Annotated in this window: 9 protein-coding genes; 5 read left to right on the top strand and 4 right to left on the bottom strand. The window is 66.3% G+C overall.

Annotated features, from left to right (window positions below):
* Nucleotides 1-214: 214 nt before the first annotated feature.
* Nucleotides 215-775 carry an integrase core domain-containing protein gene (locus AB0I79_RS62585; protein WP_357896000.1) on the top strand — a complete coding sequence of 187 codons (561 nt, stop codon included), beginning with the start codon at nt 215-217 and terminating at the stop codon, nt 773-775.
* A gap of 173 nt (nt 776-948) precedes the next feature.
* Entirely contained in the window at nt 949-1,479 is a 531-nt protein-coding gene (locus AB0I79_RS62580; protein ID WP_357896006.1) for an IclR family transcriptional regulator C-terminal domain-containing protein, read from the top strand.
* Here AB0I79_RS62580 and AB0I79_RS62575 read toward each other — a convergent pair.
* From AB0I79_RS62575 to AB0I79_RS62560, 4 genes are all read right to left on the bottom strand, one after another.
* Nucleotides 1,446-3,113 (bottom strand): hypothetical protein, encoded by a 1,668-nt coding sequence (locus AB0I79_RS62575; protein ID WP_357895997.1) that lies wholly within the window; start codon nt 3,111-3,113, stop codon nt 1,446-1,448. The two genes, AB0I79_RS62580 and AB0I79_RS62575, sit on opposite strands and share 34 nt — an antisense overlap.
* A 522-nt stretch (nt 3,114-3,635) precedes the next feature.
* On the bottom strand, nt 3,636-3,890 hold the full coding sequence (locus AB0I79_RS62570; protein ID WP_357895994.1) for a hypothetical protein: 255 nt from the start codon (nt 3,888-3,890) through the stop codon (nt 3,636-3,638).
* 679 nt (nt 3,891-4,569) lie between these two features.
* Complete coding sequence (locus AB0I79_RS62565) at nt 4,570-5,613, bottom strand: integrase core domain-containing protein (RefSeq protein WP_357895992.1); 1,044 nt, start codon at nt 5,611-5,613, stop codon at nt 4,570-4,572.
* Nucleotides 5,614-5,826: 213 nt separating this feature from the next.
* The gene (locus AB0I79_RS62560) at nt 5,827-7,095 is read right to left on the bottom strand and encodes a family 16 glycosylhydrolase (protein ID WP_357895989.1); all 1,269 of its coding nucleotides are present in this window, start codon (nt 7,093-7,095) and stop codon (nt 5,827-5,829) included.
* 1,618 nt (nt 7,096-8,713) lie between these two features.
* Here AB0I79_RS62560 and AB0I79_RS62555 point away from each other — a divergent pair.
* The 3 genes from AB0I79_RS62555 to AB0I79_RS62545 are packed head-to-tail and all read left to right on the top strand — an operon-like array spanning nt 8,714 to nt 11,777.
* Entirely contained in the window at nt 8,714-9,937 is a 1,224-nt protein-coding gene (locus tag AB0I79_RS62555; RefSeq protein WP_357895986.1) for a sugar ABC transporter substrate-binding protein, read from the top strand.
* Between the two features lie 8 nt (nt 9,938-9,945).
* Nucleotides 9,946-10,890 (top strand): sugar ABC transporter permease, encoded by a 945-nt coding sequence (locus AB0I79_RS62550; RefSeq protein ID WP_357896003.1) that lies wholly within the window; start codon nt 9,946-9,948, stop codon nt 10,888-10,890.
* Nucleotides 10,887-11,777: a carbohydrate ABC transporter permease gene (locus AB0I79_RS62545; RefSeq protein WP_185101788.1), complete on the top strand. Its 891-nt coding sequence runs from the start codon at nt 10,887-10,889 to the stop codon at nt 11,775-11,777. Before AB0I79_RS62550 ends, AB0I79_RS62545 begins: the two co-directional genes overlap by 4 nt.
* The last annotated feature ends 510 nt before the right edge of the window (nt 11,778-12,287 follow it).

Genomic DNA, 12,287 nt, shown 5'->3' with positions numbered 1-12,287 from the left:
TGCAGCCCGTCAAAGGCCGGCCATCTCTGCAAGGCCATCGCCGTCCTTCAGAACCATCGCGTCGCTCAAGCCGCGTGAGCCTGAAATGGGTTCACTGTGGTCGGTCCCCGTTCTCGCTTCCTACTCATGTCAGTTAGGGAATAGTAGTCCCGTATATCCCACTTGAGCTTGGCGCAAAGGGCCACCGCTGCGTACGCTGCCCACCCACCGCTCCATGATCGCGTTCATCCGAGGAGCCTGTGGTGCGGTGAGCACCACGCGGATGCCCTCGGTCGTGAACACCTCATCGCCACCAGGCGCATCCGTGTGCTCGGCAGCACCGCGCACCCCACCGCAAACTTGGGTCGCCCAGGCGATAAGGAATCTGGTGATGGACCTGGACGATGCGGGTTGTCGGGCGCGCTTTCTGCTCCGAGATCGGGATGGGAAGTTCCCCGCCCTCTTAGACGAGATCCTCGCCGAGGCCGGCATCAAGACGGTGCTCACCGGCATCCGGATACCGCGGATGAACTCGATCATGGAGCGGTGGGTGCAGTCCTGCCGCCGTGAACTCCTCGACCGCTGCCCCGTTTGGAACGAACATCACCTGCGGCACGCCCTACGCGAGTACCAACGCTTCATCAACCAGCACCGCGCGCACCAAGCCCTAGGCCAGGCTGCTCCGCTGCGCACCGTCCCGGGTCCGATCACGGATCCAGAGCGAATCACCGACCTGAACATACGCCGACGAGACCGGCTCTCCGACGTCCTCCACGAGTACTCACACGCCGCTTGACCTGTATGGATGGTATCTTCAGCAGGCGCAGTGTCATGGCCTGTGCGGTGAGTCCGACTGCCCGGACATGATCGACATGGGCGCGCGCGAGCGGCAGCGCCTCCGTGCGGCGGAGATACGGCTGCCGAACCGGCAAGAGGCCGAACGCCGAGCCGCGCTCGGCCGCCGGGCCGATGCCCGGCATTCACCGACGAGGGGCGGTGCTCGGTCTACCCGATTTCGAGTTGCTCCCGCGCGCCGAGGCCCATGCACAGGTGGAAGTGGCCATCAGGAGCCGACCGATGCCCGGGCCGCGCCTCGCGCAAGCCGCCAGGCGGCCCAGCCCCGCCGTCCGGCGGGGCCCGGCCAAAATCCCGAGCCCCTGCTGGGCGGAGTTGGCCCGCCGGCTCGAACGCCCGACCCGGCGTACGCTCACCGAGCCGGGTCGGCTGGCCAGGGAGCCGGCGGCGGTGCGGGCGCAGGGGTACGCGCTGACGTACGGGGAGGTGACGGCCGGCTCGTGCTGGGCCGCCGCTCCGATCGTCGTGGCCGGGCGGGCCCGTCGCTGCGCTGGGCATCGTGCTGTCCGCGCAGCGCGCCCGCGAGCTGCCCCGCCTGTTGAAGCCCCTGCGCGCCGCCGCGGCCGGCATCGCCGGGGCCTACGAGAGGTAGGCCCTGGCTCCCTGGGACGCTATCCCGCCGGCTCGACGACGGTGACCACGTGATTGGTGCTCGTTCCCTTGACGGTCGAGCTCCCGACCAGCGTGACGGTGTAGGTGTGCTTCCCGGCCGTGGTCGGCGTGTCGGTGAAGGCGAACGTCCCGTCGGTGGCGGCGGCCAGTTTCTGACCCTTGGTGGTGACGGTGCCGTCCGGCGCGACGGCCCTGCGGCTGACGGTGACCGTCGTGGGCGGGTATACGACGCCGTCGGCGGCAAAGGTACCGCTGAACTCCAGCACCTCGCCGACGGCGCCCGTCGCGGGCCCGGTCACGGTGAGCGCCGGTTCGTACCTGGCCACCGTGACGGTCGCGGTCGCGTAGGCCCCGTAGTACCAGGAGTTGCCCGGCCAGGACAGGCGATACCTGAACGCCCCGAGGCCCGGTGGGGTGTCGGTGAACTCGTAGGTCCCGTCCGCTGCTGTGGTGACCTCTCGGAAGGGCCTGTCGGTGCCGTCGGGGAGCCAGCTGTACAGTTCGAGCGTCTGCACGCCGGGGGTCGCCCCGGTACTGAGCGTGAGCCGTCCGCTGATGGTCAGCGGCTTGAGCGCGTTCGCCTCGGCGGGCGCCGTCAGGGTCAGGGCCGAGGAGTGGTAGGGCGCGGACGGCAGCCGCCAAAGGTGCATGCGCCCGGTGCCGGGCTCCTTCAACACTGCAAAGGTGTAGGTGCCGTAGAAGCCGATGCTGCCCGGCACCAGCGCCTTTCCCTGGTGGCCAGCCGTGTAGATCACCTCTCTCGTGGTCGCGTCGTAGACCACAAGCTCCGCCGCGTCACCCGCGGCGGAGTTCCAGCCGCCCACGACGTAGTAGCCGTTCTCGCTGGCCGCGACGGTGGCGGCCAGGTCGTGCCCGGTCGGCCCCTTCTCGTCGTAGGCGTGGGCCCGGTCGAAGGTCGTGGTGTCCCAGGCGTCGAAGCGGTGGGCACCGGACGGCACCGGCAGCACCGCCGACCCTTGGTAGGCGAGGGCCAGGTCCTCCAGGGGCGGCAGCCCGTCCGCGTCGCCGAGGATCTCGCCGAGCGGGTTGCCCGGGTCGCGGTTGACGTCGTACAACCTGACGGTGGCGGGACTGACTCCCGGCTCCGATACGGCGAGGAAGGCGCCGGCGACCGCGACCAGCGGAGGCTGGGTCGTGGCCGGCCCGACCTTGACGAGGATGGGTGTGGCCCGCACCTCGAGCGCGACGACCCCTCCCTCACCCGCCCCGCCGCAGCCGTATCCGATCCACAACCGGTTGTGGGCTTGCGCCAGCGTGGACGGGCACGGATACGCGGACAGATCGATGCGCCGGGTGACGGCGACCGTGGCGGTGTCGATCTCGATCACCTCATGCGTGCCGCTCAGCGTCGCGTACACCTTCCTGGCGCCGTCCGGCGCGGACAGGGCGGTGACTCCGGACAGGCCGCCGATCGTGGTGACGGCCTCGCCGTCGAGGTGCGTGACCACGATCCGGTCGTCGGCGGCGACGAAGACCTTGCCGTGGCCGGCCACCAGGTCCCCGCCCTTGCCCGCGACCCCGAGGTCGGCGACGAGATCGGCGGCCGCAGCGGCGGGGGCTGGGGCGGCGAGCAGGCTCGCCGCCAGGAGCAGGGACCCGGCCGAGGCGACTAATCGGCCGATGCGTACAGAGGCTGATGGACGCACATGCACTCCGTTCCGAAAGACGATCTTCGTTCTTCGAACATATATTCGCATGTTGCGGCATCGCCGTGAAGGGCTGGTCGCCGAGTTTCTGGATGTGGTCCTTGAACAGGGTGGTGGCGATGGCCGCCTTGTGCGGCCGGCCCTTGAGGAAAGCCTGCGCGAAGCTCTTGGCCTGGCTGCAGGAGACCTCGCCGGGCTGCGGCCTGGGCGATGCGGTGGAGCCGCCCGGCACTACGCAGTGGTCCACAGGGCACCAAGGGCGCGCTGACTCTCCTTCGAGGACATGGCGCAGGCAGCGCTGGTCATGTCGCCGGCCAAGGACGCCGGGACGGACGACGCGGTGGCACGTACACTCCGGGCGACCACGGCTGATCAGGTCGCAGGATGAGCTCATGTGATGGTGCCTCGCTTCCCGCGGCGCAGGGGATCACGGTCCGCGACATGAGCGGCTACGGCATCGACGCTGGGTCGGGCCGCGGGAACGCAGCCACCGGTCGCGAAAACCCTCCCACCCTCGATGGCTCAGGCAAGCCGTTCAACGATGGCACGACTGATCCGCTGCAGTTCCTCATCGTTGCCGATGCTCGCGAACCGGCCTCCACGTCGGGGACGGATCAGTTCCGAGCGAAGCCGCGGCAGGGCAGGCGCAGCAGCGGGGCCCATCCGGTCCAGGCACGCCACCACACGATTGGCCGTTGCCGGATTCTGTTCCCATGCCTGGAGCAGGGTTTCCAGAACAACCCGCATCTCCGCCTCACCACCGATCTCCCCAAGCACATCCGCTGCCAGTGTCTTCCAAAGGAGATGCTGCTCCCAAGCAGAGCATGAGGGAGCGGCATCACCTCCTCCTGGTCGCCGCTGACCGCCCACAGCGTGCCAAACGCAGCGTGCCGCACGTGAGCGTCGGAGGCCGCGGTCAGTGACCGGATCGCCGGGAGTGCGGGCGCCGCCGCGGGACCGAACGCCGCCGATGCCTTCAGAGCCGAGCACGTGGTCGACCGCTGCTCGTGACGTACGGCCGCAACGAGAGTGTCGATGATCTCGGGCAGCGCTGTCTGATCGCCGAGCGCGGCCAGAGCAGACAACAATGAACCGGCGCTCATCTCCAGCAGCTGCTGAGCATGGTCGATCGAATGCGAGCCCTAATGGCTAGGCGCGTTCTGGGGGCAGGCTGGAGCGGCTGACGGCCCGGTACGTCTCCGGCGTCGCCGCTTCAAGAAGCCCTCGTCACTTCCTAGGTCGAGTTCTGGTTCCTGAGGACCGCGCAGCAGATCACCCCAGTCTCTTGTCGCTCCTCGCTCGTAGGCGTCGCGGAGCCGGGGACGCAGTCCGGGGCGGGCCTCCTCCTGCTGCTCGTGGAAGATCCGCCGCCGCATGCGCCGGCGTTCTTCCTGAGCGTCGTCGCTGAGTTCCTGCTCATCGGTCGGCTGGTGTGGGTGCCAGATATTGTGTCGCCTCATGCGACCTGGGCGTATTCGTGGAGGAGGCCGCCGAGCCGGTCTCGTCGCGAGACCGCGATGTCGGCGTCGACTGGATCGGGTAGCGCCCGCAGAGGGCTGGCCTGCTTCAGGGCTCGCTGCGGACGATGCCTATTGAAGTGGGTCTCGTACTCGGCGAGAACCTTGCGCAGGTGACGTTCGTTCATGATGAGGATCCGGTCGAGCAGCTCGCGGCGCACGGTGCCGACCCACCGCCCCATGACCGCGTTCATCCGAGGAGCCTGAGGTGCGGTGAGCACCACACGAATGCCCTCGGACCTGAACACCTCATCGAACAGAGCTGTGTACTTACTGTCCCGGTCTCTGATCAGGAATCGGAAGTCGCTGATCCGATCGCCCAGGTCGAGCATCAGGTTGCGGGCTTGCTGGGCTACCCGGCCGGCGGTGGGGCGCGCCGTGACACCGAGCACGTGGACCCGTCGGGTGGCGTGCTCGACCACGGCGAAGCAGTACAGTCGCGCGAGCATGACCGTCTCGACGCTGAAGAAGTCGCAGGCCAAGATCCCGGACGCCTGGGCCTTGAGGAACTGAGCCCAGGTCGGACCGCTGCGCCGGGGAGCTGGATCGACGCCGGCCTTCTTCAAGATCGCCCACACGGTGGCCGGGGACGCCTTCCGACCCAGGCCAGCGATCTGCCTGGCGATACGCCGGGACCCCCAGTCCGGATTCTCGGCGGCCAAGCGCAGCACCAGGGCTCGGATGGTAGGTCGGATCGGTGGTCGTCCCCGCCCGTGCCTGAGGTAGGTCCAGCGCCGCTTCACCAGGTCGGCGTGCCAGCGCAGGAGCATCCGCGGTGTGACGAACAGGTGACATCGGCGGCGTCGAGGAAGGAGTCGCGCGAGCGCGGAAATGATGGCCCGGTCCGCCCACGACGGCCGAGGCACGGCCACCTGGCGGCAGAGCACAGCCAGCTGATGCCGCAACACCAAGATCTCCGCATCCTTGGACGCCTGTGATCGCGCAAGCAGCGCGATCCAGCCGAATACCCGTAAGACGATCAAGTGCAGCAGCCGCAGAGCCGCCCTGCGATCTTGCCAGAGCCGAGCCCGCGAACACGGCAAACCCCAGATCAAACCCTGTGACGCAATATTCGGCACCCACAGGCCCTGGTCGGGTTCGCAGGCTCACACCGGGTTTCCTCTCGCGTTCCCGATGCGACCGGGCAGTCCGCAGCCAGCCGCGCGCCCCTTCACGGGTCGAGCCGAGCCGGCCCTCTACTTGGGCTCAAAGGCCCAGACTGTGCTGGCGTCGGTCGCGCCGGTGTTCCATTTCACCTCGCCCGCCGAAGTCGCGTACATGTAGTCGCGGCTGACATGGCCGTTGGTCAGGCGGTGGCCTCCGGGGGCCGACTCGAATCCCCAGAGCGAATCGGCGATGATTTCACCGGAGTTCCAGATGACGGCGTTGTTCGTCGCGTCGCTGTCCAGGTAATACCTCCCTGTTCTGGCGTTCCTGATCGTCCACGCGCCGGAGGATTGCTGCGTGACGACCCAGTCCTGGTCGTCGTAGGAACTCGGGGCCGCGACGATCAGCGCGCCGTTCGCCTCGGAGTCCAGGTATCTGCCCGTTGCCACGTTCCGGATCTTGTAGGTGGCGCCGCTCACGATCGGCACGTCCGCCGCTTTGCGGTAGGCACGGAAATAATCGACGACGAATTCTCTCGGCCTGGGGTCCGCGGGATCGACGTTTCCGGTCCAGCCGGCGTTCTCGTAGATGCCCAGCAAGAACACCGCACCGTAGGCGGGAGACGCGTTGATGGTTCTCGTCAGGACATTGTCCACATACAGCTTGAGTTGCGTCGGTGTCCACTCGAGACCGTAGATGTGCATCTCGGTCGTCATGTCGAATCCAACGGAGATCGTGTTGCTGGATTCCACCAAGTTGGGGTCGGACCACTTGTGCAGGCTGTAGAGAAAGCTGCGCCCCATCCGACCCGGGTGCTCCATGACGTCGATCTCCCCCGTCTGGGTCGACGTGTCCTGCCTGCCTGCCGTCCAGAACGCGGTGTGGATCCCGCTTCTCGCCGAGCTTTTCGCGCGGATTTCGAAGTACCCGTACCGCGGCGTGTACTTCATGATGGTGGGGATCGAGTGATGGAAAGGAGAGGTCTTGTGCAGACCGGTCCTCTGCCCGGTCTGGATGCTGGAGACCTTCATCGGGTTGCCGTCGGCGTAATAGGCCGGCTGGTCGTCGTCGATGCGCAGGACGAGGGCGTCGTCGCGGAATCCGTACCGCGCCCTGGATCTCTCCTCGGTCGTCCGCGACTCGAAGTAGTTGGTGATCCACAGGCTCGTGTCGAGGCTGCCGTTGAACTCGTCGTTCCGATCGAGAATCCAACCAGGTTTCTCCAGCGGGTTCGGCGGAATATCAGCTGCTTGGGCGGGTTGCGCGGCCGTGGCGTTGAAGATGAGAGCCGAGGCCAGCAGCGAGAGGATGATCCCTGATCGGGTAAGTCGTTGAATGCCTAAGTGCGTACTCACCATGGGTTGCGACCGCCTTTCGATGGTCAAACGGCTGCGCAGCGAATCACCTGGACATGCGCGTTGCTGCAGTAGCCGTGTGGCCAGGGACTCCGGGAAATCTTTCGCCGCCTGGGGCGGAGCGTGCTCTCAACCGCGTTGGGCGTGAGCGAAAAGGCGTTGGATGGCTCGCCCGCAGAGGCGGCGGACAACGTCTCTGCAGGTGCCGCATCGGACCGGTCAACAGCTCGGAAAACGCATTCCGCATTGTGCAAACAGACAGCGGCGATGTCAAGAGCCGACGTTGCCGACAGACGGCGTTGCCGACCGACCAGCGATCGCAGGGGCGCCAGGCTTCCTGGGAAGGCTGCTGGCACCTCCGGCGCGCCATACCGGCGAGAGGCGCCTGAAGAGCAGTCTTTGGGAGCGTTCACAGAGCAGAAAGTGGCTCTTTCATCGGCTACATGCTCGCTATCAGGGCTTTTACTGCGAATCCAAGAGTGGGCCTTTCGATACGTCGGCCCGTGCGTTACTGTGCACGTTCACAGAACCTCATTCAGCCTGTGAGGAGGGCATGTGGCCGCGCTGCCAGCCCATCTGCGGCTTCGCACGAGATCACCGCCACGCCCGCCGCGGGGCATGCGGCGACACTGCATCCACCTGACTGCGACCGTCGGTACGGCCGGCGCAGGGCGACAAGAGAGCGGCTCGTGCGGACACGCCGCTCCCGAGGTACGGGCACAACCGAGCTGTCCGCCTTGCCCGCAATCGGCGGAACACCCCCTGCGCATAGTTAGCCACGCTGCCTGGCCCGGTCTGCGCCTGCCGAACTCCCCGACAACCTTTCCACCATGGCCGCCGCGGTGTTCTTCCTGAGGCCCAGTACGGCACGCCGGTCAGCCCGGATCTCTCTCAAAAGAAAGCCCCACGACGCGTATAGCCCATCGAAGTCCGACCCTCGCGGCCGGCCGACGTCGCGATATTTGCGATTAAAACGATATAACGACCGCGAGACACGTGCGTTAGCGTCCAGCCCGCCAAGGAGCCTCGCATTCCAGTGGCGCGTGGATGCTCACGCCGGCAAGGGATAAGTCGCTGGGAACGTTCACAGACCCTCATCAGACCTGTGAGGAGGACACGTGGCCTCACCCTCACCCCTGCCTGCGGCTTCCCAGCCGATCCCGGTCACGCCGCATCGCAGACCACGTAGTGCCATGGCCTCCGCTCGACCGTGATCGTCGACACCGGCCCTCCGGCACAGCGACACCAGGGCTGCTCGAGCGGACTGATCACCCGCTCGTGGCGCAGAACGCTAGCGCGAACGGGTCAGTCTGCTATGCCCGTCCTCCGCCCCTGAGCACGACCTCCTTGGAGGGTCCCATGAAAAAGATCTCGGTGGCGTTTGCGTTACTCGCCGCCGCGACCGTTCTCCACCACAACTGGAGCGAGCACTGTGAACGCTCATAGCGAATTCCCACTGGTTGGCGGAGGGAAGCCCATGTTTTACGGACGTATCAGCCGACGCCGCCTCCTGAGCAGCTCGGCCCTACTTGCTGCCGGCGCCGCGGCGGCGACACCATTGCTCGGAGCGTGCAGCGCCAGCTCAGGCCGCTCGGGCGGCCCGTCCGGCAACAGCAAGACCGTGACGCTCACCGTCATGTACAAAACCGACGAGCTGACGAAGGCGCACATCGCCGACTTCGAGTCCAAGAACCCCGGAATTAAGATCAACTTTGTTGAGTACGACAGCACGCGGCTCAACGCGATGCTCGCCTCGAACGAGCCACCGGACTTCGTGCGCGCGGTGGCGGTCGGCAGCTCGAGCGCCAACGCCCAGGAGCTGTACACCGCGCTGGACCCGTACATGGCGAAGAGCAGCGTGTTGAAGCCGGAGCACCTGCTGTCAGTCAACGACAGCTTCCGATGGGACGGCACGCGGAGCGGCCAGGGCCCGTACTACGGAATCGTCAAGGACTGGAGCCAGGACGCCACGCTCTGGTACAACCGAGCACTTTTCGAGGAAGCAAAGATCCAGCCGCTGAGCACGACCGAGCCGATCTCGTACGACGAACTGTTGGAGATCGGGAAGAAGCTGACCAAGAAGAGCGGCGGCAAGACCCAGGTCTACGGCCTCGGCGTGGAGTGGGCCTGGGGCCTGTCGGCGCCGATCATGATGATGATCCTGCAGCAGGGTGGCCAGCTGTACAGCGCGGACCTGACCGAGACCGACATGACCACACCGGAGGCGTTGCGAGCACTGAGGTGGTACGTCGACTTCGCCCAGGCCGGCGTGGGGCCCAGCGCGCTCGACCCGGCGCCGGACGGTGCCGACCTGTCACTCTTCCTCGCCAAGCGGATGGCGATCACCCAGGACGGCTACTGGTACGGCGGCAACTTCGTCGAAGAGTCCGACGAGATCAAGAACAACGTCGCGATGGCGCCCGCGCCGGTGATGGGCGACAAGCGCATCAGTCCCACCTACGTGGGCTGGGGTGCGGCCATCCCCTCGAAGGCCAAGCACAAGGACGAGGCGTGGAAACTCATGGAGTACTTCATGGCCGGCCCGCCATCCGAGGAACGGGCGAAGAGCGGCTGGGGCATTCCGGCCTTGAAAGCGCAGCTGACGATGTTGCCGCAGGAGCTGCCGTACCAGAAGCAGGCGTACCAGACCCAGCAGGCCGAACTGCAGTACGCCGGCCAGTTGCCCGACTCTCCCTACATGGTCGCATCCGACGGCTGGAACACCGTGCTCGACAAGCAGCTTCAGCGGGCCATCAAGAAGGAGATCACCGTCGAGCAGGCCGGCAAGGCGATCACCGATGAGGTCAACAAGCTGCTGAAGCAAGGCAAGGACCAGATCGGCTAGTGGTCGCCATGGCAATGGAAAGGGCGAGGCGTGGGCGGCCCAGCTGGAAGCGGCATTCCAGCGGGACGTTCTACCTGTTCGTCTCGCCCTGGGTACTCGGCTTCGCGCTGCTCACCGCGCTACCGCTCGGCTACGCGCTCGCGATCAGCCTGACCAACTTCAACGGCCGCAGCGACCGTTGGCGCTGGGTCGGCTTGCGCAACTATGCCGAGCTCATGGGTGACGCGGAGGCCATCGCCAGCCTGGTCCGCACGCTCGCATACACCGCGATCGCGGTGCCGCTCATGGTGGCCGGCGGGCTCGGCCTGGCGGTGCTGCTCAACCAGCGATTGAAGGCAGTCGGCCTGTTCCGGACGATCTTCTTCCTGCCCTCGGTCGTCCCGATCGTCGCCATGGCGATCATGTGGAAGCTCATCTTCAACCGAGACGCCGGCATCCTCAACGCCATCCTCGAGAAGATCAGCATCGGCCCGATCGCCTGGCTGGTCGACCCGAACGCGTTCTACGCGCTGATCATCCTCACCCTGTGGGGACTCGGCGGCGGGATGGTGATCATGCTTGCCGCCCTGCAGGGCGTCCCAGCCGAACTGGAAGAGGCGGCGCGCGTCGACGGCGCCACCCGCTGGCACGTGTTCCGCCACGTCACCGTGCCGATCATCTCCCCCGTCATCTTCTTCCAAGTGGTGACCGGCATCATCGCCTCCCTGCAGATCATCATCCAGCCACTGCTGCTGGCCCAGACGGGCCAGGTCGGCAACGTGGGCGAGGTGCCAGAAACCACACACCTGTACATGGTGCAGGTCTATCAGGAGTTCTTCGTCAACAGCCGGTATGGCTATGGCTCCGCGATGCTCTTTGTGTTCTTCCTGGTCATCCTGGCCATCACGCTCTTCGTGCAGCGGTCGAGCCGGCTATGGGTCCACTACACGGTCGACAGAGAGGCCGACCGATGACCATCACGAAGATCCCCACCCCAGCGCCCACAGTCAGCACGCGGCGGCGGGCCCGGCGCCCTCGGCGGCCCGCCAAGACGGCCGGCGCCTACCTGCTGCTGATGACGCTCGCGATACTGTTCGCCGGGCCGTTCGCCTGGCTTGTGCTGGCCGCCTTGAAGACCAAGGCGGAGTGGGTGTCGATCCCAGCCAAGCTCCTGCCCGAGGCGCCGCAGTGGGACAACTTCACCCAGGCTCTCACCGAAATCAACTTCGCGGCGTACCTGGGGAACTCGATGTTCCTCTCGTTCCTGTACGCGATCCTGGTGACTTTCTCCAGCGCGGCGGTCGGCTTCGGTTTCGCCCGCCTGCGCGGGCGCGGCAAACGCCCGCTGTTCGTGCTGTTGCTGTCCACCATGATGCTGCCGCAGATTCTGACGCTGATCCCTACGTACGTGCTGTTCGCCCGAGTCGGGCTGATCAACACGTACTGGCCATGGGTGCTGTGGGGCCTGGCCGCCTCGCCCTTCCTGGTGTTCCTGTTCCGCCAGTTCTTCGCCGGCATCCCAGCCGAACTGGAAGACGCGGCGATCATCGACGGTTGCGGGTACGGCCGCATCTTCCTGCAGATCTTCCTGCCGCTGTCCCGGCCGGTGCTGTTGACCTCCTTCCTGCTCTCGTTCACCTGGATCTGGGGCGACTACCTCGGACCGGCCCTGTTCCTCGACCCCGACCAAACCACACTGTCCGTCGCCATCTCCGCCTTCTACCTCGACCCGCATGGCAACCCCGACTCCACGGTGCAGGCGGCGGCGGCCGCCCTTTACGTGGTGCCCGTTCTAGTGATCTTCCTGTTCGCCCAGCGTTACTTCATCCGCGGCGTTGTCAGTTCGGGTTTGAAGGGATAACCCACGACGCGCCTCACTTCGCTTCTGGTGGCGACGATGACGGCCGCTGCCATGACCGCGCCGTCGCCGGCTTGTGGTCACACATAGGGGCTGGTGCTCGTGCCGATGACGGTCAACGGCATGAGCACCTCACCGCAACCCCACATCTACGTCCGCTGAGCACCAAACGGTGAGGGTGCCTGGGGCCGCCCCACCTCCGCTACCCCCCACACGGAGGCATCATGTCCATGCCACGACGTACCTTTCTCACGCTGAGCGCCGCAGCAGCGGGCGTTACCCTGCTCGGTTCCAGAACGGCACACGCAGATCCCGCGCCAAGCACGCCGTTCGCGGTCGGCGTGCGCCGGTATGACTGGACCCGGGGCAGCCGCCCGTGTACCACCTACGTTACTACCGCTTCACGAAGGACGAGCGAAGCACATCGCAGACCCCGTGCGGCAAGTTCATCCTCGCGGAGAAGTCGGCGACCATGCTCAACCGCACCTACTCCTTCGTCGCAGACTGCCTCGG

It is taken from the genome of Nonomuraea sp. NPDC050202 (assembly GCF_040656115.1).
Classification (GTDB): domain Bacteria; phylum Actinomycetota; class Actinomycetes; order Streptosporangiales; family Streptosporangiaceae; genus Nonomuraea.
This window is presented reverse-complemented; position numbering and strand designations above follow the sequence as displayed.

Excerpts from the sequence above, each read along its gene's own strand:
- AB0I79_RS62585 (WP_357896000.1), top strand. The coding sequence starts at position 215 with ATGATCGCGTTCATCCGAGGAGCCTGTGGTGCGGTGAGCACCACGCGG.
- AB0I79_RS62580 (WP_357896006.1), top strand. The coding sequence starts at position 949 with ATGCCCGGCATTCACCGACGAGGGGCGGTGCTCGGTCTACCCGATTTC.
- AB0I79_RS62560 (WP_357895989.1), bottom strand. The coding sequence starts at position 7,095 with ATGGTGAGTACGCACTTAGGCATTCAACGACTTACCCGATCAGGGATC.
- AB0I79_RS62550 (WP_357896003.1), top strand. The coding sequence starts at position 9,946 with ATGGCAATGGAAAGGGCGAGGCGTGGGCGGCCCAGCTGGAAGCGGCAT.
- AB0I79_RS62545 (WP_185101788.1), top strand. The coding sequence starts at position 10,887 with ATGACCATCACGAAGATCCCCACCCCAGCGCCCACAGTCAGCACGCGG.